The organism is Mesorhizobium sp. M1348 (assembly GCF_040317925.1).
Taxonomy (GTDB): Bacteria; Pseudomonadota; Alphaproteobacteria; order Rhizobiales; family Rhizobiaceae; genus Mesorhizobium.
On the sequence record NZ_JAMYLH010000010.1, the window covers coordinates 183,887 to 204,755 of the forward strand.

Here is a 20,869-nt window from a genome sequence, read left to right on the forward strand (position 1 = left end):
GGATACGGAAGGGCGTTCAACTCGGCCCAAAGGCTGGGTTTGACGTCAAACTCCACTTGCAGCGCGGTTGCGTATCGACGCGCCGAACCATCGCCCGCAACGCTGGCGGTCCGTTCAGGTTCCGCAGGTGAGGAAGCACGGGCTGCCAGGGCGGCACGCTGTTCCAGCAGGGCCTTTGCAAGTGCCATTGCTTCGTGCGAAACAGCCTCAAATTATATCCTCTATAAAATCGTATATGATATAGGATTGCATTGGTCGGAGCATCGTGTTAGCGACTCAATGTGTCAAGAGGCAAAACGTGCAGGCCATGAACTTACCCAGTGTAGACGGAGCGAACCTCGCCGGCGGGCGTATCCAGCGCTCCAGCAGCCTGGTTGAGGACGTCTACGAAGCGATTTTTGCGCAACTCATGTCGCTGAAGATTGCGCCGGGCTCGCGCATCACGGTCGACAGTCTTGTCAAGGAATTCAACGTCTCCCACACGCCGATCCGCGAGGCGCTCGGCCGGCTCGAAGGCGAAGGCCTTGTACTGAAGACGCATCTGATCGGTTACCGCGCTGCGCCGCAGATCACGAAACGACGGTTTGACGAACTCTACGAGCTTCGCCTGTTGCTCGAGCCTCATGCAGCGGCCAAGGCAGCGGCGCTCATGGACGAGGCGAAACTTGCCGTACTTCAGGAATCCGCAGGCGTCATGGCGCGCCGTGAGGGCAAGGACGAGCGCCTGCGGTATTCCAACTTCGCCCGCCAGGACGCTGTTTTCCACGACAGGGTCATGGAATTCGCCGACAACGAACTCGTGCGCGAGACGCTGGCGCACCAGCATACCCACTTCCACATCTTTCGCCTGATGTTCCATTCGCGCGTCACCGAAGAGGCGCTTGACGAGCATGAGGCCATCCTGGCCGCTTTCGCTGCGGCCGATCCTGCCGCTGCCGAGCAGGCGATGCGTCGTCATATCGAGCATTCCCGCGACCGTTTGTTGCTGGCGTTCGACTGAGACTTGTCCCGATGTCCCCGTACCCGTCGTCGACGATCATCACGCAGGCCAGTGCCAACGAATACTACCTCCCCGATTCACCTTCTAGAAACTCAAACCCACCGGGCGAGTACAGGTCTCGCCCGGCCGTTGTCACAGGAAAGGAAGTACCATGCCAGGCAAAAAGATCCTGATGCTGACCGGTGAATTCACCGAGGAATACGAAATCTTCGTCTACCAGCAGGCGATGGAAGCGGTGGGCCACACTGTTCATGTCGTGTGCCCAGACAAAAGCGCCGGAGACCTGATCAAAACGTCGCTGCACGATTTCGAGGGCGATCAGACCTACACCGAAAAGCTCGGCCACTATGCACTGATCAACAAGACCTTTTCCGACGCTGAGAAGCAGCTGGAGCAATACCACGCTGTTTACTGCGCCGGCGGTCGTGGTCCCGAGTACATCCGCACGAACAAGCGTGTGCAGGCGATGGTGCGCCATTTTCACGAAACGAAGAAGCCGATCTTCACAATTTGCCACGGCGTGCAAATCCTGATCGCGGTAGACGGCGTCGTGCGTGGCAAGAAGGTCGGCGCACTGGCGGCATGTGAGCCCGAAGTGACGCTTGCGGGCGGCACCTATATCGACCTGTCTCCAACGGAGGCTTATGTGGATGGGACGATGGTTTCGGCAAAAGGCTGGACGGCGCTTGCAGCGTTCATCCGCGAATGCCTGAAGGTGCTGGGGACGGAAATCCGCCACGCGTAGACCTTTGCTCCGGCGCATCCAAAAGGCTGCGTCGGTTCCCTTGCTGCAGAGGAAACTTGTCACCGCCAATTCGGCTTCGGATCATAAAGCATCTGCATCACGCTGAGTTTGCGTCCCAGGGATCAGAAGCATTTCGTCATGCATTGGTGCTCGTTTAATCAAATCCTGTGAGCAGCGCATCAGTGTTTCCCTTGCCGAAGCCAGATGCGCTCGGCAGGCAACCTCAATCCGAGTGGAGTTGCGGCGGCGTAAAACCCGCCGAGGCTCTAACTGCAGCCGGATGAAAATTCAGTGGCAGGTCAGGGAGGGCCTTCGCCGGCAGGACGGTACGTTGCGCAGGAGTCATGTCCAGAAGGTTGTCCAGCGGGCTGACGTAGGAGCCGATCGAATTGCGATTGGAGGCTCAACACTCGGTCTGCTGGAATCGCTTGCCGTGGCTGAAGGAAAGCCTGGAGTGTACGCGGCGGGGCACGACGTTCGTAATTTCTTACCGAAATGGCTCGCCGATCGTTACGGGCGAAAGTTCGTGCTCTCTGGCGTGTTGCTGTTCCTCACTGTGGTCTCGCTCCTTGCCGCGTTTAGCCGAGACATCCAATCCCTTACAGTGCTGCGTGGCATTCGGGCATCGCTCTTGGGGCCTTCCACCTCTGGTCATTTCCTACCTGACGGAAATCCTGCCGCCCAGACGCCGTGGCATGCTGATCCTTCTCGTCAGCACCACCGCCGCCCTTGGCCCCCACTGCTACAATCTTCATCGCCCGCTGGCTTGCGCCGCTCCAGCCATTGGGCTCGACGCGTGGCGCTGGGCGTTTTGCCTCGGCAGTTTCGGCGCAGGGGTCTTAGGGCTCCTGTTTCTGATCCGGAATCACCGCGGTGGCTGTTGTCGCAGAGCCGGCTGGCGGAGGCTGAAACAATAGTCCAGGCATTCGAGCGTTCCCCGAGAATAGACTTCCGAGAAAGTCCTGATTGCACTGCGCGGAAATGTAGGCCTCAATGGGGCCGTCAAGGGAGGGCGGACGCCATCATAGTGTCGGTACGGACAGACCCGCAACCTTTAGCTGTTGAGACAGTGATCGATCCGTCCCGCAAGCGGCGGCTGATCGACCTTTCCGAACTTTGGCGATATCGGGAAGTTGTGTTCTTCCTGGCCTGGCGCGATTTCAAGGTCAAATACCGCCAGACTTATCTGGGTGTGCTCTGGGCAATGTTGCAGCCGCTCGTTGCCATGTCGGTCTTCAGCGTCTTGTTTGGCCGACTCGTGGGCATCTCATCGAACGGAGCGCCATACCCGCTGTTTGTCCTGTGTGGGCTCGTGCCGTGGAATTTTTTTTCGCGGGCGGTTGGCAGCATGACGGGCAGCCTTGTCAGCAACCAGGAACTTGTGAAGCGCGTCTATTTTCCGCGTCTGATCATTCCCATATCCGCTATGGCCACGTGCCTGACCGATATGATCGTCGGCCTCACTCTTTTGTTCGCGGCGCTGCTGGCATTCGGAATCTGGCCGGCACCACAGGTGATCTTCCTGCCACTGTTCGTGCTCGTCATGGCTGCGTCGGCGACGGGGCTGGGAGTGGCACTATCTGCGATCAATGTCCGCTTTCGCGATGTGGGATATCTCGTGCCGTTCAGCCTTCAGATAGTTCTGTTCATGACTCCGGTTGTCTATCCGGGCAATCTCGTGCCGCACTTTTGGCGGCCGCTCTACAGCCTGAACCCTATGGTGGGGATAGTCGAAGCCATGCGCTGGAGCGTACTGGGCACGCCCGCCGATTGGGTCATGATCTCGATATCGACTCTCTCCTCGCTGGCCCTTCTCGTTGCCGGACTGGCTATTTTCTCAAAGTCCGAACGCGCGTTTCCGGACCTGATCTGAGCAATGACCGACACAGTGATTGAAGCCACCAATCTCTCCAAGGCCTACAGACTGGGGGTGGCGAACAATAGCTTCCCTACCTTGCGGGACGCGCTGGCCAGCGGCGCAAGGCGAATCCTTCACAGGAAGCCCGCTTTGGGTCGACGCAACGGTGGAGACGATCAATTCTGGGCCCTGAGGAACGTCTCCTTCCAGGTGCGCGCAGGCGACGTCCTTGCCGTGATCGGACCCAACGGCGCGGGAAAGAGCACCATTCTCAAGATATTGGCGCAGATTGTGGAGCCGACTTCCGGTCGCGCGACGATACGCGGACGGCTGGGAGCTTTGCTGGAGGTCGGCACGGGGTTCCACGCGGAGCTGACCGGCCGCGAGAACATCTATCTCAACGGAGCGATACTCGGCATGCGGCGCGCCGAGATCAGATCCAAGCTCGATGAAATCGTCGATTTCTCCGGCGTCGAGCCGTTTCTCGACACGCCCGTCAAGCGTTACTCAAGCGGCATGTACTTACGCTTGGCCTTCGCGATTGCCGCGCATGTCGATCCCGATATTCTGGTGATCGATGAGATATTGGCCGTTGGCGACGCCGCATTCCAGAAGAAATGCATTGCCAAGGCCGAAAGCGTTGCCGGAACGGGCCGCACAGTGCTGATCGTTAGCCACCAGATGTCGGTTCTGCAGCGGCTTTGCAACCGCGCAATTCTTATCGACGGCGGGACGATCCTGGCCGACGGCCCGACGGGCGACCTGGTCCGGAATTATCTGCAGACACTGGAAGCGCGAGCGAGCACCGATCTGAGTACACGAACGACGCGCACCGGGCGAGGCCGCCTGCGCGTCGTCGGCATCGAGGTTTTCAACAAAACGGGTCCCGTCGCGTCGGGGCAGCCGGCGGTTTTTCGGCTTCAGGTCGATGGGCCGCGCGAACTTGCACAATGCGTTATTACCATTATTGACGACCTCGGCGATCCTGTGACGTCATTCGACACGATGGAGCACTCCGAGCATGATCGTCAGGGCGAAGTCTACACGGTGCATGTAGAGAGCCTTATGCTGAGACCAGGGCGCTACAGGATTGATGTGGCGCTAGTGGCGGACGACAGGGTGGTCGAAGACCACGTCGAGACCGCCGCCGTGTTCGATGTCATGCCCGGCTTGCTCGACAACCGACCGGTTACCGCCCAACCCGGCTTCGGCAGTGTCAGCTTTCCGCACCGATGGGTGACTAGGCGTTGACGCTTGTTTTCAAACTGAAGCACGCACGAGTTTACGCCGAATCCGGCGCCGTTGCTTTGCTGTCCACATCATGATCTTCAGGATAAGCCGGTCGGCCCTGCTTCCAATCGTCGGCGGCGCGACGTAGGGCGCACGCGCCAGCCGCAGCGTCCATCGGACGTGGAAGCCTCGCAGTCCACTTTCCTGCAAATGTTGCGCGACCCAGTCGAGGAATGCAGCGCGGGCAGGGTGTTTCCCCATGTGGTCGTAGACCCCTCGCTCAGCCGCCGCCGCCGATGTCGAACCGGAATACTGCCGGTAGCGTGCCAGAGTTACAGGCGTAACAAAGACGGGAAGACGCAGGAATAGCTTCGCCCACAGAGCTTGGTCTTCATAGAGATCGAAGCGCTCCTCAAAGCCGCCGACCGTGCTGACCGCGCTCCTCCGCAAGAGCACCGAACAGGTACACGGAACGTGACCGTTCTGGATCAGCAGAAGTCGCCTTAGAAGCCGCGGGGGCTGATGCAAACGGCCGGCAAGCCCGTCCGTCGGCTCGATCCAGTCGGGGCGCTCACCGTCTGGATACCACCATCTCGTCGGCCCGAAGATCATTGCGGCTTCCGGGTTGGCATCGGCTGCCGCCAGAACCGTCCGGAGCATATGCGGTTCGTACAGATCGTCTGCATCCAGGAAGGCAAGCAAATCGCCGCTGCCGGCCTCTATTCCGGCGTTTCTCGCTGCCGCCGCGCCACGCTTGGATCCGGGAGGCCTGTTCAGCACCTTGATCCGAGGATCGGTTGCTGCAACATCATTGGCGATCCTGACACTGTCATCCGTCGAGCCATCGTCGACCAGCAAAAGCTCCCAGTCCGCAACTGTCTGGGCTTGGACGCTAGCGATCGCTTCGCCCAGAGTTGCCTCCGCATTGAGGAAGGGGGTTATGATCGTCACTCGCGGTAGGGAAGTCATCGCCGAAGCCATCCTTTGATACTTCGCTTGATCACCTTGCGGCGCTCGCGCGCAAGCGCTTTCCAGATTGCTGAACGAATGCGGAAAGAGGCGCCCTTATCCGCCATTGTGCGATTTAGCCATTTGAGAAACGTGATACGCGCGGCCTCGACAGTGCCTGCCTCAGCGCAGGCAACAGAGCAACTTTCAGAATGCTGGCGGTATTTTGCCCAGGTCCGGCCGGACACATAGGCGGGCGCGAATGCGAGCGCCTTGGCAAAGAACGTCTGGTCCTCGAACATCAGGCGAAAGCTGTTCTCGAACCCCCCAAGCGTTGCGAATAAGCTTGAACGCATCAGGGCATTGCAAGGTGTCGGCGTCTGGGCCTCGTTCTGAAGCAGCAGCTCAAACAGCATGGGCGGCTCGTATCGGGTGTCTGGTTCGACGCCGAGCGGGTAGTAGAAGTCCGCGCGGTCAGCAGCCTCTTGCCAGCTATGCCAGATCAGAGTCCGGCCATAGATCATGCCTAGCGCCGGATCGCTTTCCATGATGGAGACCTGTTCGGAAAGCTTTTCGGGCAGCCATGCATCGTCTGCGTCGAGAAATGCGACATAGGCGCCGCGCGCTTCCGTCAGTCCACGGTTGCGCGAGGCGCTGATACCGTGATTGCCATTGTCATGGTGAGACAATAGTCGCACCTTGCCCGGCAGCCGCTGCTCATAACCGCGTATGATGGCGGACGACTGGTCAGTCGAGCCATCGTCGACAACGAGGAGTTCCCAGTCGGTGAAGCTTTGACCTACAATGCTGTCAACAGCTTCCCGGAGATAACTCTCACCATTGAACACGACTATAATTGCCGTGACACGCGGCTGTCCGCCTGAATTGTCAGCCATGGCATAGCACCATGCGCCGAAAGTCAGCTTCACCCCAATCGGCGACCGTAACGCGCGGCAATCGGAAAGGGTCGACGCGAGGCCCAGCTTCGCGCGGCAGGGTAGTTACTGCATAGTCCATGCCGGCAGACCTTACGGCGTTGGCGGTGCTGCCATCGAAATCTCCAAACGGGTATGCGAATCCCACCACCCGCCGTCCTGTAATCTCCTCGCATTTTTGGCGGCTGCCTGAAATCTCGCGTTCAAGATCGTCCCGTTTCAGTAGCGGCAAGGATGGGTGCGTACAGGTGTGGGCGCCGATCGAAACGCCATCGGTGTCGGCGAGCTGCCGCAGCTCCGAATGCGTCATGGCGCGATCGCGCCCTCGGGGACTGGCGTCGGTTCCTGCCCATCTTGCCAGCCGCTCCAGGGCCTTCTCGCGTTCGTGTGCACTCAACGGCTTCAGCAGTGCGTGCAAGTCGAAATGGAGTGTCGTGCGGTTGATCGCGTTATTGGAGTCCGCCGGCATTGCGTCCTCCCAAACGCGCCAGTCATAGTTTCGGCCAGCGATCTCGATCTCCAGAGTGTTCGGGAGAGCAGGCATCTCCAAAATGATGCGGGATAGAATGTCCCACCAGAACACTGAGGGATCGGTGATCGCATGGGTGGTGACGAAGACAGTCGCAGGACAGTTCATACGCCGCATGATCGGCACGGCGTTTTGGAGGACATCCGCGTAGCCGTCGTCAAAGGTGATTGCCACCGCATTTCTCGGTGACCGTCTCTCGCCAAGCCGTTGCGCCAGCCATTGCAGGGGAACAATGTCCCGCGCTTTCGTAAGAAGTTCGATCTGGCGTGCGAAATTTTGCGGCGAAACCGCGAGTTCCCAAGGATCGACGAGCGGTTCTGCGACGCGGTGATACATCAGCACGATAGGTCGACCGAAACCGGCAAGCAGGCGCCCCCGTCGCAGGAATTTGCTGACAGTTTGACGCGCTGTCACGGCGCCGCTCATCGCCTGAAAGCCCGCGCCGCCACTATTACCGGACAATAGGGGTCGTGCACATCAAGTAATGCCGAATTCAGCTCATGTTCCGCCAGGCCGTAGAGGAAGGCCGTCGCAGAATACGCGTTTCCATAGTGGCTGACTTCGACGTTCTTCGCCCCGAACCTGTCCGACAGAAGTCGCCTTAGGGCAGCCGGAGTTATCGACCAGAACCAGCTCTCGCCCCATTCTCCCCTGTCAATCGGGCTGACCCAAGGCACTGTAATCAGGAGTACGCCTCCCGGCTTCAGGATCCGCCACAGGGTTGCGACTGCAGCAGGTAGATCGAAAAGAAGGTGCAGGGTCTGGGTGAGTACGATACAATCGAAGGTCTCGGACGGCAGATCGTCGCTAGTCGCCAGATCACCCACGAAGGTTGTCAACGGGTGGCCGTTATAACGGTTCAGAACATCGCTTGCGGTAACCCGACTGCCTCCGAAACGCATCGTATAGGCGTTGTCGCCGATCTCCAGGACCCTTCCGGATATGTTCAACGAACAGGACGCGAGGAAAGTCTCGACATAGCGGCGGTCCAATGGCTTGCCGCGATCAAAACCGAACTCCGTGCTGAAGGGTACGGTACGCTCGAGGTCACCGAACCGGGCGCTCGAGCGGTGCCGACTTGACCGGCGCCTGAGACGATGCCGGAGCATCACAGCGGTCTGCAACGGCGCTGCAAGCGAAACGGCGATCGTGCTGCTGAGTTGACCGGCGAGTGAAGAGCGGAACCGAAGCGCTGTACCAAGCTGTCCCAGTTGCTTGTCCGTATAATAGCACTTCCATTTTTCGACACCCTGACGGTAGGCGGCCGCCCAATCCGGATTGGTCTGCGCGACGGCCCGCTGCCGGCGAAGGACCTTCAGCGCCGCGCGCAACATCATCGGATTGCTGTTCGACATATTCGTTGCGTGCCGACGGTAATCTGCCAGGTATTCCGGAATGCAGGCCACCTTGTTCGCCCGAGATAGGCGAAGGTAGACGTCGTAGTCCTCGCAAGCCCGCAGTGACCGGTCAAATCCGCCGGCGGCTTCCAATGTCCTGCGGCGATAGAGCACCGTCGCATGCATTCCAATCAGGTTGTCGGTCAGGAAGCATGCATACGGATCCTCGCCCACCGACCTCAGTGGTACAGTATTCCTGACTGCACCGGCCTCGTCGATGTAGCGGAAGGCACCGTAGACCAACGCGCAATCGGGATTGTCGTGAAACAAGGCAAGATTGGTGGCCAGCGCTACCGGGCGCAGCCTGTCGTCGGCATCCAGGAAGGCAATGAATTCGCCGCGCGCTGCCGTCATCCCGGTGTTACGGGCAGCGGCCAAACCCTGGTTTTTTTGGCGGATGTAGTGGACGTCGTCATATCGACGAACAACACTTTCGGGATTGTCCGACGACCCATCGTCCACAATGATGATCTCATCCGGCTTCACGGTCTGGTTGCGGACGCTGTCGATCGCTTCGGCAAGGAACCGCGCATGATTGTAGGTGGTGATGACAACTGAAACGCTGGATGCAGCGGGGCGGGTGGTCATCTCTCACCCGCTCCGTTTCGGCAGGTCGGGTAGCCGGCAAAGGTCAACCAGCCGACAGATCGCCGACATGCTTCCTCGAAGCTGACAGCCGGCTGGTATCCGAGCTCACGCTCGGCCTTGCGCCATGGAAGTTTCGTCTGGCACTGGTGCAAAAGTGCACGCTCCTCCGATACCATGACCGTTGGGGCCGTAGTCGCACCGGTCGCATTGCGTCCTGCCTTCCGCCACTCGGCATAGCCTGCCTTCAGTCCGCTGCGAACAGGCCTTGGCAGGCTTCGGACAAGCCGCCGATATCCTTGGCTTTCCTTCAGTCCTTGTTTCCATCTCGGAGCAAATGACAATGGCGCTGAAGCCGAAATCGCGGCCAGGTCGAACCCCAGTGCCTCGGCGATCGGTCGGCAAAGATCTGCCCAACTGATCTCTTCCCGGTCTCCGATCAGATAGGTTCGCCCAGAGGCCTCGGGCACTTCGATGGCGAGCTTGATCGCGTGAATGACATTGTCGACATAGGCGCTGTTGCAGATGCCACGACCGCCATCCACCAGGTAGGCGGAACCGTCAATGAGCTCGTCGGCAAAACCACCGGTCCAACTGGAGCGTGGGCCAAAGACAATTCCGGGCCGCAGCACCACTACCTGCACCGCGCCGTCGCGTGACAGTTGCCCGAGACGGCGTTCGGCATGAATCTTCGCATTGTTGTACTCGATCGTCTGATCGTCATGCAGCGCGCTCGTTTCGTCCGTCCCGGGCGGGGGCGATTGGCCATGAACGGAAGCGCTGCTGAGATAGATCAGACGAAGCACGCCGGCAGCGGTGGCTGCACGATAGACGGGCTCGATAGCATCGACGATCGTGCGGGCGTCACCGGCAACTGCATGTACGACGTACTGACAGCCCGTAAAGGCAGCGGTAAGAGCCTGAATATCACGCGCATCCGCCACCATTGCGTCAATCGCAAAGCGAGACAGACTGGCGAAAGCATCCGGCCTGCGAACGATCGGCCTCACATTCGCCCAGCCGGAAAGTTGCAGCAACTCCACGGTGCGGCAACCTATGAAACCGTTGGCGCCAAGCACTGCAACAGTGCCGGTCATTGTCTGGTCCCGGCGGAAGCAGCGACATGGAGCAATTCTTCGGGACCGAGCCACGGCATGTCCATCAGTTTCCGTCTGGCATAGCATCCTTCGACCAGATCGACCACATTGCGCCCAACACTGGCCGGCACGGAAAGGGGGGCCCCATTTCGGACCGCATCCACCAAGCCCGAAATCTGATCGCAAAATGCATCGACAAAATCGCGCGACCGGCCGTCGGCATTGGTGAAGGAAACGCAGCCTGTCGTGCGACTTCCATTCAAGGCGACCTCGACAGTCTCGGTCTCATTGACTGTCCAGGAAATCGAGCCACGTTCGCCCTCAAGGCGGTACAGATTCGGGCGAGCCCAATCCCGGCTCAACCTGACCGTCGCGTCGAAGCCGTCAAAACGCAGCCGGACAAGGCAGTTCGCCTCGACGCCGCCCATTGCGTCATCGGCGTAGTGGATTTCGTCGGGTTCTCCAAACCACCAGGTCAGGAGGTCAAGGCAATGCGTGCCGATATCCTGAAGCACACCACCACCGGACTCCGCGAAGCTGAAATAGCTCATCGAAGCCACCGGCCACTGGAAGGAGCCGCCCTCGAAACAACTGACGCTTCGTAACCGTCCGATCATTCCGCCCTCCAGCATGGCCTTTATCGACCGCGTCGCAGGGAACTGCCTTCTGACGAGCCCTGTTGCCACATGAAGATTGTTGGCTGCCGCTGCCGCAAGGATACGAGCCGCCTCGGAGCTGCTCGTGGCCATCGGCTTTTCGCACAGAACATGCATCCCGGCTTCCAACGCTTGTGTCGACTGATCAGCGTGATATCCAGGTGGCGAAGCAATGATCGCAATATCGGCGTCCATAGCCAAAAGGCCGTCGAAACTGGCCGCAACCTTGGCTGAGGGCAGTCGCGCCTGAACGAGTGCGGCCTGCTTCGCATCTGGATCGAATATCCCCGCGACTGCAACTTGGCCTCTGCTTTGAAGGCGTGAAAGCGCTTCCGCATAGTAGAGCTTTGTGACGGCTCCACATCCGGCCAAAACGAGCCGGACCGGTTCATCTTCCCGGAGTCCTGCAGGCCGCTGCTCGGTTTCAACTAGGATGGACAATCCTGCCTCCCTGTCTTGCAACGAGCCGCAGCATACGACCAATTGTCTTGAGTGAGGGATCGAAGCGGAACGCTTCGCTCATCTGCGCCAAGCATCCAGCCCAATCGCCGGCGCCGAACAGTCGCCGCGCAGTCTCGAGAGCGCTTAGCGCATAGGTCCGCCGGGCCGACGCGGCGACATCGTCCGCAAGCTCGGTTGGAAGATAGCTCTTGAAAATATCGATCGCCATTCGCGTGTAGGCCATGTCCTCGGCACTTCGGATATGGCGCCCTGTGTTCGATTGGGGGTGCATCCGATAAAGTGCAAGGGCCTGCGGTTCGTACCAGACAGGAAATTGAGAAGCGATGCGGACCCACATCTCCCAGTCTTCACTGCATTTGAGCCGCCGGTCGAAGGCGCCGAGTTCTTCGTAGACCGCGCGGCGCACCACGATTGATGGCGTCATGATGTGCTGTTCCAACGCCAGTCGAACCGCCGCATTCTCGAGCCGTCCGGGGCTTGACTGCATTACAGGCGGGATCGACAGCTCCTGTCCGTGGGCATCCATGAAGATCGCCCGGCAGAATGCCGCGCCTGTACTCGGGTCCGCATCGAAGCCTCGTCCGAGCAATTCGTAGAAGCCGGGGCGGACGGCGTCGTCGCCGTGCAGGAGATGTACGAGTTCGCCCTGGGCACGATCCAGGCAGGTATGGAAGTTGCCGATATGCCCTAAATTTTGCGGCTGGTGGAAAAAGCCAACGCGGTTCCCACCGATTTCATTCAAGACTCTTTGCGGATCATCGGAGGAACAGTCGTCAACCACCTCGATTTGCATTTGAGCCGGGCCGGGGTCCTGCGCCAGCACACTTTCCAGCGTTGCGGCAAGAAAGCAGGCGCAGTTATAGGCGGGGATCATCACTGACCATTTCGGGCGAGCAGCCTTCCGTGGCAACGGCGAGATCGGATCGCGATACTCGAAGTCACGGATCGCCGTCATCTCTGGAGCACCGAGGACTTCAGCAGGTGCAGCCCCAACCTGACAATGTCGCGTTTGGCCACGTCACGTCCGATACCACCGCTGCGAAGGCTCCGCAGGAAGCACGATCTGGCCGATGGCAAATCGCCTTCTACCAGATACCGCATTGACCATTCATAGAAGTAGCGGGAGCAGCCGCCGCGGGCAGAATTTGCCCCCTGCGTGTCCATGACCTGCGCCATGCGCCGGTAGAATCCTTCGATCGCGTCCAGCTTGGGTCGGTTTGGCAGTGCCGATATGAGTCCGCCCGGATGCAGACGGTAGACACCTGCTATCTCGTCGACAAAAGCGAGATCTGCTGTCCTTGCGCAAAGCACATACAGCGGCCAGTCAGTAATCGGAAAGAAATCAGCATACCACCACGGCACATTTCGAACGCACGCGGTTCGCATCATGCCGGCGCAAGTTGCGAAAGGATTGCCTTCCCAGATATCCCTTTGCGTCACGATGGGTTTCTGGTCCGCCCGCGTCCACCGCGTCGATGTGAACTCATCGCCATCCGCCACGACTGCATTGTAGAATATTGCGGAGAGTTCCGGGTGCGCGTCGAGATGGGCCGCCTGATCTTTCAGCTTGGTCGTGGATGTCCACAGGTCGTCGCCATCGAGGATCGAGACGTAGCGCCCACGCGCCATCCGGAGTCCTCTCGCGACGACTTCGTTCGATCTCACATTACTGCCGGAATAGATCGCCGACAGCCTTTCAGGATGGTTGGAAACATATCGCTCGACAATCTTCCGGGTTCCGTCGGTCGAAAAGTCTTCACTGATCAATATCTCGACACCGAAATCGGCCTCTTGCATGAGAGCGCTGTCGATTGCAGCCGCCACGTAGCGTGCGTGATTGTAAGTGACAATAAGGACGGTCACGCGAACCGTTGACTCATTCACCTTCCGCTCCGCAGTGCATGCCGCCCGCCTATCTCAGATCACGCCGATCATTGCTGGCTCTAGATCGCGTGAGTTGCCCTCATTTCCGCAATTCCACCATTGGCCTCAAACCAGCGCAATGTGCGCACGAGACCCTCTTCATAGGGCACTTTGCACGACCACCCCGGCAGGATTCTTCGGCATAGGGTCAGGTCAGGACGCCGGTTGGTCGGATCCTGCGGCGCCGGCTCACCATGAACAATGGTCGTTCCGGGAATGAGGCCCGCAACATACTGCGCGATCTCAAGCACCGAAATTTCCCGGTCGTTTCCTACGTTGACTGCTCCCACATGATTGAAGTTCTCCAGCCAGAACAGCCGTTCGAGCCCATCGACAATATCGTCGACATAACCCCAGCTGCGGGTTTGGAGACCATCACCATGGACAACGATCGGCTTGCCGGCCAACGCATTGGCGATAAAGTTGGAAACAGCACGCCCATCATCGGCTCGGGTGCGCGGGCCGTAGACGTTAAAGAGCCTGGCAACCCGCACATCGACGCCGCGGACACGGTTGCTTTCGAAGAGGAGCGCCTCGGTGCAGCGCTTGCCTTCGTCGTAGGAAGAGCGCGGGCCCGTACAGTCCACTGACCCCCGATACGTCTCGGGCAGCGGGTTGACCAACGGATTTCCATAAACCTCCGAGGACGACGCAAAGCAGATTCGCCCATCCTTTTTGAGCAGCTTCAAGAGCCGCATAGCGCCAATTAGATTTGCTGAGACGGTACGCTCGGGCTCCCGCATATAGACCGGCGGCGACGCGGGCGAGGCAAGATGAAAGATCTCGTCGAATTGGAAATCGGATTTGAAATGCTCCACCTCGGAGCGGACCAGCACTAGGCGTTGATCTCGGATATGACCAACGTTTTCTGCTCTGCCGGTCCATAGGCTGTCGACCACAACCAGCATGTCCAAATCGTTTCTTTTGAGAAGCCGGTCGACCAGGTGCGACCCGATGAATCCTGCTCCTCCAGCCAGCAACAGCTTCTTCATCTCATGTCTCGAAGGGGACATAGGCTGTCCGAATTCGTGTCCTCGTTGGGCATTGCAAGCGTCCCTTCTTCGGGAAGCCGCGTCAAATAGGCTCCGCTTGGTCCAAGCTTCTCGTCCATTACAGCAAGATTGCTGAGCACCACGCGGTAGTCGGCTTTCTCGGCGGAATCCGCAAACTCATGAATAGAGTAGTTCCAAAAATTTCTTCCGATCTCCGAGCCGTTTTCCCCTGAGCTGCGGTCCTCGCTTTCCGGTTGGGGAAGTGCTCGCTTCACCTCGCGCAGGAAAATGGCCGCAAATGCGGCAACGAGTTTCGCGAACTGCACAGGTGATCGCCAGAGCATTTTGGTGCAGTTCCTGGCGACAGCAGCAAATCGGCGCGTCACCAGCCCAAGCTTGGCAATCTCGACATCGGTGCGGAAGATCGCATCCAGCAGGACCGGCTTCACCGCCTCTGTGCAGCGGGCAAGTACGCTCTCGAGCACCATCCGACGCGAGATGAGCATTCGCACGAAATCTGCCGACATATTCCCTGGCGTTCGGCGGTATCCGACAAGATGCTCCTCAACGACGCCGAAACGGTATTTGGAGGCAATGCTCTGTTGGATGAAGAAGTCCTCGCAACCCTCTGCACCGCTCTCGCGCAGTCGCGAGGAGTAGCCACCCATTTCGAAGAGAACATCGCGCCGAAACATCACCGAACTGCCGTTGCCGATGAAATTTTTTCCGAGATGCTGCATGAACACCCATCCATTTGGGTGCGTCTGCTTCGGCGTGATGATCACCATATCATCGGCGTCAATCGTCCGGTAAAGTGTGTAGACAAGCCCTAGATCATTGCCAGCCGCAGCGAAAACACGCAGCTGCTTTTCGAGCTTGGTCGGGTGCCAGAGATCATCGGCGTCTACAGGCGCTATAAAGATGCCTTTGCTTGCCCGCACCCCCGCATTCCGCGCCGACGCGACGCCACCATTCTTCTGTTGGAGCAATTTGATGCGCCCGTCGCCATCAGCCAGTCGTCGAACGATCGATGCTGTTGCGTCGGTCGAACCATCGTCAACGACTATTATTTCCATATTTTCATGCGTTTGGGCGAGCACGGACGCCAAGGTACGCTCGATGAATGGCTCCGCGTTGTAGGCAGGGATGATAACCGCCACGAGCGTGTGGGCAGAGTGCTGTGAATTGCCCGGCAAATCCGCCATCCCTAGTCGCGCCCGAAGGAAGAGAATTGCGATCGCCCCCATATTGGCCAGAAATGATTTTTGGACGAGATATCAATTAGACAATCAGGCAGCCTGAAGTTCGCAGAGACCTGACGAGAGATTGACGGACGGAGTGTCATCCAAACCCTTCTCCGTTGGTGTGTGCAGGCGTCCGCAAAAAAAACCATTGAATCTCTTTGCTTTTCAGCATTCTTCGTTGCTGCTATCCGCCGCAACCTCGGCACAGAGTTGCTGGGATCGGTCGTTCACGCATATATTAGCCGAAACTACTATTCGCGCCAAGGAGCTGAAACCGATATAGCGACGGCGGTGGGCTCTATCTCCGCGTAAAAAGGTGGAACCAAGTCCCGGGCCGTCGTCCACTTCAAGTGCTCCGGCGCCGGCAGCAGCTCGCGGGCTTCGTCCTCCGTCTGGCAGGGGAGGTGTGACGATGAACGCCGTAACAATATTTAATCAGTTAGTTCGCGACCGCCGCTCCTGGTGGGGCCTGTAGCGTAATTGTGATGGTGTCACCCGGAGCGAGCAGAGTATCTTCGGTCGCCTCGATCGTCGCTGCCTTTCCGTCATTGGAACGGGTTACACCCATCATAACCCGGCGGCCCCCTTCGGCCAAAAGGTCGCTGCGCAGCTGCCTCACGTAGGCGATTTGTTTGGCCAATGAATCCATCTCAGCGCGCATTTCCATCATCGCCGCGCTTTCAGTCTGCAAGTCAGCCAACAGGTTAATTCGACTCTGGTCAGTAAGCTTCTCAAGGCTGCGCTGCAATTCCCCTTGGTCGCGTTCAAGTCGAGAGATCTCAGCGTTGGTTTGCAAAGCGCGGGTCGCCGACAAGAGCACTGCGCGTTGAGCATCGTTGATCATGGTGATCTGGATCAGACCTTTTTCGAAGAGCTTCTTGAGGCGATCAAGTTCAGCCGCATCCGCTGCCGCGCCAGCTCGATCCGCCTTCTGCTGCTCCTTCAGGTAGCCCATCCGTTCCGCCGCCTTGGTCGTGGCCAACTTGATTGAAGCGCGCTCCTTCTCCTGATCCACATAAAGAGCTTCAAGATGCTTCTGTTCCTGCTGCAAAGCTTCGTCGCGACGGGGTTCGAGGCTCGGGTCACGTTCTGCGTCCGGAACCTCGATCGCCCTGGCGCCGCTCAGCTGCGCCTCTATGCGAGCAGCCTTGATTTGGCTTTCCTGATACTTGATGCGCAGAACGTAGAGGCGGCCGCCAAGGTCCGCTACTGTCAGTTCAGGGTTTTCAACCTCGCCGCGACCGAGCTTATAGCCGCCGCCAGCAGCCACAGCTTGTCGGACAGTCATTCCTGGTCGGAAGGCCTGAGTCCCAGGAGAGGCAATGTCCCCGTCGATATAGACCGGTCGGTATTCCTCAATATCGACTATAATCTGATCTGGATAGAACCCGGTCCAATTCTCAGTGCCGTCAGCGGATCGTTGCGGAAGGGACTTCGGTTTTAGGACCTCGATTACCTCCTTGCGAACATCCTCTATTGTCTTCTGGCGAACCTTTAGGGGGCCCAAGACCGGCAACACAATTATACCGCTCTGGTCGATCACAGCTCGCTTTTGCATCTCGGGATAGCCTATGACCGCGAAGCCGATCACGTCGCCAGTCTGCAGACGGTACTCGTCGACGTTGTACTCCTGTGCTAGGGCAGGGCCATTCGACAGATTCGCGTAGACGAACAAGAGTAACAAGCATGCGAGCGCGGCGCAGCTGCCTGCTCGCCAGCGCACCGATCTATTCAACATTCGCGCTCTCGTGTGTTCGAACGGCTGACAGTCATACACATAACCAACCAATTCAGCCCCTTGTCGCAACGCATTTAATGGATCGAGCAGTTGCGGATCGAGCAGCATATCAGCTGCTCCAACCTGTCATGAAAATATCGAGTTCACTGTGTCCGCGGTCACAGCGAGTGTCGCCGATATGCCTCATTTATCGCAGGTAAAGCTCGGTACAAAAGTCGCACAGGCGGAAGAGTTTGGACGGGATCGACATAATGGACCATATGGTTAGCGCCGTTCCCGCAGGGCCATCGCTGAAGCTCTGGCGTGTAGCGGCAGGTGAGACGGACACCTATCCCCGGCCAGGCAGAACCATGGAGTGGGACATGGCGGCTGGCGACGCAGTCCTTCGAGTTGCTGGTGGCATCGTCGTTAATCTCGAGGGACCTACAACAAGGGGGCGCCAACGATCAGATGTCAATTTCGCAAATCTTGTCGCTTACGGCGACGCAGAATTCTACGTCGGAAAAATTGGGCTCAGAGGCTCGGTGTAGTCCCCGATTGCTCCACGAGCACGCCGCGGATGGAAAGCACGCCTCGCTCTGTCGATGGAGGATCGTGAAGAGGGAAAGCGTGAGATGTTGCACGATATGGTGGCCACGAATGGAACCCCGTTCGTCTCCAACGGAAGATTGACCCACCTTAAGCGACTTGAGGCAGAGTCAATCCACATTTTCCGCGAGGTGGCGGCGGAATTTCAAAACCCGGTAATGCTCTATTCGATCGGCAAAGACTCGTCGGTAATGTTGCATTTGGCGCTCAAGGCGTACTTTCCGTCGCGCCCGCCCTTTCCGCTACTTCACGTCGATACGACTTGGAAGTTCAAGCAGATGATTCAGTTCCGTGACGATGCTGCCGAGTGCGCGGGCATGGATCTGATCGTCCATACCAACATGCAGGGCTTGAAGGAAGGGATCAACCCGTTCACTTACGGCTCTTCCACTTACACAAACGTTATGAAAACCGACGCACTCAAGCAGGCCTTAACCAAGTACAAATTCGACGCAGCGTTTGGCGGGGCTCGACGCGATGAGGAGAAAAGCCGAGCCAAGGAGCGCATCTTTTCCTTTCGAACGGAAAATCACAACTGGGATCCGAAGACCCAGCGCCCGGAACTCTGGAACGTTTTCAACGGGCGGATTCGTCATGGGGAGTCCATCCGTGTGTTCCCTCTTTCCAATTGGACCGAGCTCGACATTTGGCAGTACATCCTGAAGGAAAACATTCCCGTCGTTTCGCTCTATTTCGCGGCCAAGCGTCCGGTCGTGTGGCGCCAGGACGTGCTGATAATGGTCGATGATGACCGGCTGCCGCTTGAGCCCGGCGAAATACCGGAAATGAGAATGGTGCGCTTTCGCACTTTGGGTTGCTACCCGCTGACCGCCGCAATTGAATCGGATGCGTCGACGGTTGCGGAGATCGTCTACGAGATGCTGTTTGCTCGAACGTCCGAGCGCTCTGGGCGTCTAATCGATCACGACGAGTCAGGGGCGATGGAAAAAAAGAGGCGGGAGGGATACTTCTGATAAACGCGATACCGGTAGACCCCGCAGCGATCAGCCAGTACCTGGAGCGCCATGAAAGCAAGGACCTGCTTCGCTTCCTGACGTGCGGAAGTGTCGATGACGGAAAATCGACACTGATCGGACGCCTGCTTTACGATGCCAAACTGCTTTTTGAGGATCAGCTCGCGGGTCTGAGACGCGATTCTCGTAAGCACGGAACAACTGGAGATGACATCGATTTCGCGCGTCTGGTGGACGGTCTGGAAGCGGAGCGTGAACAAGGCATCACCATCGATGTCGCCTATCGATTCTTTTCGACCCATCGCCGCAAGTTCATTGTCGCTGACACGCCTGGCCATGAGCAATACACGCGCAACATGGCGACCGGGGCGTCGAATGCCGACCTTGCCGTCATTCTCATTGACGCGCGGAAGGGGGTCCTCACGCAGACACGCCGCCATACTTTCATCGCGTCGCTGCTTGGGATCAAGCACCTCGTTGCCGCAATCAACAAGATCGACCTGGTGGATTACTCCCAGAAGGCCTTTGATCGGATTGGCGCTGACTATCAGACTTTCGCCGCGGACCTTGGCTTCAAAACGATACTCTCCATTCCGATGTCGGCACGCTTTGGCGACAACGTGGCGGAGCGGAGCGCCAGGTTGGCGTGGTATGAAGGGCCGACGCTCATCGAGCACCTCGAAACCGTCGATGTGGTCCGCGATGAAACAGCCGGCCCATTCCGGTTGCCGGTGCAATGGGTCAATAGACCGAATTTGAACTTCCGTGGTTATTCGGGAACAATCGCATGTGGCGTGGTCAACGTTGGGGATCCAGTCGTTGTCGCACAGTCCGGTTGCACGTCCAGGGTCAGGTCAATCATCACCTATGACGGCCAGCACGAATGGGCGGCGGCTGGCGAAGCGATTACCTTGGTTCTGGAACACGAAATAGATGTTTCGCGTGGTGACATCATTTGTGCAGCTGCCAGCCGCCCCGAGGTTTCTGATCAGTTTTCGGCCCACGTGATCTGGATGAGCGACGACGAGCTCATCCCAGGGCGGACCTATTATCTCAAGATTGGCTCGCGCACTGTGGGTGCAAGCGTGATGGAGATAAAGTACAAGGTCGACGTGAATACGTTTCAAAAATTGGCGGCCAAGACGCTCCACCTAAACGAGATCGGCGCACTTAACCTGTCGACGCAGGAGCCGATCGCGTTCGAGCCGTATTCGTCCAACCGCGTTATGGGTGGCTTCATCATGATTGATCGGCTGTCAAATCAGACGGTCGGTGCCGGAATGATTGTTTTCGCCCTGCGTCGGGCATCCAATATTCATTGGCAGGCAGTGGAGATAAACAAAGCCATACGATCGCGCCTGAAAGGTCAGAAACCGGTCATCTTGTGGTTTACCGGTCTTTCGGGGGCGGGCAAGTCAACGATTGCTAACCTGGTAGAAAAGCGCCTCGTCTCAATGGGGCGGCACACATATCTTCTCGACGGTGACAACGTTCGCCACGACCTCAACCGTGACCTTGGTTTCACGGATGCGGACCGTGTCGAGAACCTGCGGCGCGCCAGTGAGGTGGGGAAATTAATGGTCGACGCCGGCTTGATTGTCTTGGCGTCGTTCATATCGCCGTTCCGGGCCGAGCGCAAAATGGCCCGAGAGCTATTTGCTGCGGGAGAGTATGTCGAGATTTTCGTGAGTACACCTCTCCACGTGGCCGAGAAACGGGATCCAAAGGGACTGTACAAGAGTGCGCGTCTAGGTCGACTTAAAAATTTCACTGGCATCGACAGCCCCTATGAAGAGCCAGAGTCGCCGGAAATTGTGCTGGCGGCAGGGGTGAGCGCGTCGGAGGAGCTGGCCGAACAGGTTATCAACTATCTCGCGCATCACGGCTACATCGACCGATGAACCGCGCTTTTCAGCCAAGTGCCACACGTCCGGCGCTATCACTTGGGGGAAGAAGGCATCTTCGACC

The 20,869-nt window shown here is 58.3% G+C and carries 18 protein-coding genes; 7 read left to right on the forward strand and 11 right to left on the reverse strand.

Annotation, left to right across the window (positions count from 1 at the left end; genetic code table 11):
- The first annotated feature begins 307 nt into the window (after window positions 1-307).
- From NKH13_RS18990 to NKH13_RS19005, 4 genes are all read left to right on the forward strand, one after another.
- Window positions 308-1,000 (forward strand): GntR family transcriptional regulator, encoded by a 693-nt coding sequence (locus NKH13_RS18990; protein WP_352718875.1) that lies wholly within the window; start codon window positions 308-310, stop codon window positions 998-1,000.
- A 151-nt stretch (window positions 1,001-1,151) separates the two neighbouring features.
- Complete coding sequence (locus tag NKH13_RS18995; RefSeq protein ID WP_352718876.1) at window positions 1,152-1,745, forward strand: DJ-1/PfpI family protein; 594 nt, start codon at window positions 1,152-1,154, stop codon at window positions 1,743-1,745.
- A gap of 1,069 nt (window positions 1,746-2,814) precedes the next feature.
- Window positions 2,815-3,618 (forward strand): ABC transporter permease, encoded by an 804-nt coding sequence (locus NKH13_RS19000; protein WP_352718877.1) that lies wholly within the window; start codon window positions 2,815-2,817, stop codon window positions 3,616-3,618.
- Window positions 3,619-3,621: 3 nt separating this feature from the next.
- A complete protein-coding gene (locus NKH13_RS19005; protein ID WP_352718878.1) occupies window positions 3,622-4,854 on the forward strand; it encodes an ABC transporter ATP-binding protein in 1,233 nt (410 codons plus the stop codon).
- 9 nt (window positions 4,855-4,863) lie between these two features.
- On the opposite strand, the gene NKH13_RS19010 is transcribed toward NKH13_RS19005, so the two are convergent.
- From NKH13_RS19010 to NKH13_RS19060, 11 genes are all read right to left on the reverse strand, one after another.
- Window positions 4,864-5,802 carry a glycosyltransferase gene (locus NKH13_RS19010; RefSeq protein WP_352913660.1) on the reverse strand — a complete coding sequence of 313 codons (939 nt, stop codon included), beginning with the start codon at window positions 5,800-5,802 and terminating at the stop codon, window positions 4,864-4,866.
- The gene (locus NKH13_RS19015; RefSeq protein ID WP_352718880.1) at window positions 5,799-6,677 is read right to left on the reverse strand and encodes a glycosyltransferase family 2 protein; all 879 of its coding nucleotides are present in this window, start codon (window positions 6,675-6,677) and stop codon (window positions 5,799-5,801) included. The genes NKH13_RS19010 and NKH13_RS19015 overlap by 4 nt, the downstream gene beginning before the upstream one ends.
- On the reverse strand, window positions 6,670-7,671 hold the full coding sequence (locus NKH13_RS19020; protein WP_352718881.1) for a polysaccharide deacetylase family protein: 1,002 nt from the start codon (window positions 7,669-7,671) through the stop codon (window positions 6,670-6,672). Before NKH13_RS19020 ends, NKH13_RS19015 begins: the two co-directional genes overlap by 8 nt.
- Complete coding sequence (locus NKH13_RS19025) at window positions 7,668-9,230, reverse strand: glycosyltransferase (protein WP_352718882.1); 1,563 nt, start codon at window positions 9,228-9,230, stop codon at window positions 7,668-7,670. Before NKH13_RS19025 ends, NKH13_RS19020 begins: the two co-directional genes overlap by 4 nt.
- Complete coding sequence (locus NKH13_RS19030; protein ID WP_352913687.1) at window positions 9,227-10,411, reverse strand: NAD-dependent epimerase/dehydratase family protein; 1,185 nt, start codon at window positions 10,409-10,411, stop codon at window positions 9,227-9,229. Before NKH13_RS19030 ends, NKH13_RS19025 begins: the two co-directional genes overlap by 4 nt.
- The gene (locus NKH13_RS19035; RefSeq protein ID WP_352718884.1) at window positions 10,321-11,421 is read right to left on the reverse strand and encodes a Gfo/Idh/MocA family protein; all 1,101 of its coding nucleotides are present in this window, start codon (window positions 11,419-11,421) and stop codon (window positions 10,321-10,323) included. Before NKH13_RS19035 ends, NKH13_RS19030 begins: the two co-directional genes overlap by 91 nt.
- A complete protein-coding gene (locus tag NKH13_RS19040) occupies window positions 11,405-12,397 on the reverse strand; it encodes a glycosyltransferase family 2 protein (protein WP_352718885.1) in 993 nt (330 codons plus the stop codon). The genes NKH13_RS19035 and NKH13_RS19040 overlap by 17 nt, the downstream gene beginning before the upstream one ends.
- On the reverse strand, window positions 12,394-13,326 hold the full coding sequence (locus NKH13_RS19045) for a glycosyltransferase family 2 protein (RefSeq protein ID WP_352718886.1): 933 nt from the start codon (window positions 13,324-13,326) through the stop codon (window positions 12,394-12,396). The genes NKH13_RS19040 and NKH13_RS19045 overlap by 4 nt, the downstream gene beginning before the upstream one ends.
- Before the next feature lie 59 nt (window positions 13,327-13,385).
- On the reverse strand, window positions 13,386-14,357 hold the full coding sequence (locus NKH13_RS19050) for an NAD-dependent epimerase/dehydratase family protein (protein ID WP_352706280.1): 972 nt from the start codon (window positions 14,355-14,357) through the stop codon (window positions 13,386-13,388).
- The gene (locus tag NKH13_RS19055; protein WP_502909201.1) at window positions 14,354-15,604 is read right to left on the reverse strand and encodes a glycosyltransferase family 2 protein; all 1,251 of its coding nucleotides are present in this window, start codon (window positions 15,602-15,604) and stop codon (window positions 14,354-14,356) included. The genes NKH13_RS19050 and NKH13_RS19055 overlap by 4 nt, the downstream gene beginning before the upstream one ends.
- A 436-nt stretch (window positions 15,605-16,040) precedes the next feature.
- Window positions 16,041-17,447, reverse strand: a complete 1,407-nt coding sequence (locus NKH13_RS19060) for a polysaccharide biosynthesis/export family protein (RefSeq protein ID WP_352718888.1) — start codon at window positions 17,445-17,447, stop codon at window positions 16,041-16,043.
- 152 nt (window positions 17,448-17,599) lie between these two features.
- Here NKH13_RS19060 and NKH13_RS19065 point away from each other — a divergent pair, with 152 nt between their 5' ends.
- The 3 genes from NKH13_RS19065 to cysN all read left to right on the forward strand — a co-directional run bounded on the left by NKH13_RS19065 (window position 17,600) and on the right by cysN (window position 20,802).
- Window positions 17,600-17,869, forward strand: a complete 270-nt coding sequence (locus tag NKH13_RS19065; RefSeq protein WP_352718902.1) for an inositol monophosphatase family protein — start codon at window positions 17,600-17,602, stop codon at window positions 17,867-17,869.
- Between the two features lie 84 nt (window positions 17,870-17,953).
- Entirely contained in the window at window positions 17,954-18,901 is a 948-nt protein-coding gene (cysD, locus tag NKH13_RS19070) for a sulfate adenylyltransferase subunit CysD (protein WP_352718889.1), read from the forward strand.
- A complete protein-coding gene (cysN, locus tag NKH13_RS19075; RefSeq protein WP_352913690.1) occupies window positions 18,901-20,802 on the forward strand; it encodes a sulfate adenylyltransferase subunit CysN in 1,902 nt (633 codons plus the stop codon). Before cysD ends, cysN begins: the two co-directional genes overlap by 1 nt.
- The last annotated feature ends 67 nt before the right edge of the window (window positions 20,803-20,869 follow it).

What these genes read in the sequence shown, in the direction of transcription:
- NKH13_RS19060 (WP_352718888.1), bottom strand. Translation starts at nt 17,447, where the DNA reads ATGCTGCTCGATCCGCAACTGCTCGATCCATTAAATGCGTTGCGACAA.
- NKH13_RS19025 (WP_352718882.1), bottom strand. Translation starts at nt 9,230, where the DNA reads ATGACCACCCGCCCCGCTGCATCCAGCGTTTCAGTTGTCATCACCACC.
- NKH13_RS19065 (WP_352718902.1), top strand. Translation starts at nt 17,600, where the DNA reads ATGGTTAGCGCCGTTCCCGCAGGGCCATCGCTGAAGCTCTGGCGTGTA.
- NKH13_RS19030 (WP_352913687.1), bottom strand. Translation starts at nt 10,411, where the DNA reads ATGCTATGCCAGACGGAAACTGATGGACATGCCGTGGCTCGGTCCCGA.
- NKH13_RS18995 (WP_352718876.1), top strand. Translation starts at nt 1,152, where the DNA reads ATGCCAGGCAAAAAGATCCTGATGCTGACCGGTGAATTCACCGAGGAA.
- NKH13_RS19040 (WP_352718885.1), bottom strand. Translation starts at nt 12,397, where the DNA reads ATGACGGCGATCCGTGACTTCGAGTATCGCGATCCGATCTCGCCGTTG.
- cysD (WP_352718889.1), top strand. Translation starts at nt 17,954, where the DNA reads ATGTTGCACGATATGGTGGCCACGAATGGAACCCCGTTCGTCTCCAAC.
- NKH13_RS19015 (WP_352718880.1), bottom strand. Translation starts at nt 6,677, where the DNA reads ATGGCTGACAATTCAGGCGGACAGCCGCGTGTCACGGCAATTATAGTC.
- NKH13_RS19010 (WP_352913660.1), bottom strand. Translation starts at nt 5,802, where the DNA reads ATGACTTCCCTACCGCGAGTGACGATCATAACCCCCTTCCTCAATGCG.
- NKH13_RS19005 (WP_352718878.1), top strand. Translation starts at nt 3,622, where the DNA reads ATGACCGACACAGTGATTGAAGCCACCAATCTCTCCAAGGCCTACAGA.
- NKH13_RS19020 (WP_352718881.1), bottom strand. Translation starts at nt 7,671, where the DNA reads ATGAGCGGCGCCGTGACAGCGCGTCAAACTGTCAGCAAATTCCTGCGA.
- NKH13_RS19050 (WP_352706280.1), bottom strand. Translation starts at nt 14,357, where the DNA reads ATGAAGAAGCTGTTGCTGGCTGGAGGAGCAGGATTCATCGGGTCGCAC.
- NKH13_RS19055 (WP_502909201.1), bottom strand. Translation starts at nt 15,604, where the DNA reads ATGGGGGCGATCGCAATTCTCTTCCTTCGGGCGCGACTAGGGATGGCG.
- NKH13_RS18990 (WP_352718875.1), top strand. Translation starts at nt 308, where the DNA reads ATGAACTTACCCAGTGTAGACGGAGCGAACCTCGCCGGCGGGCGTATC.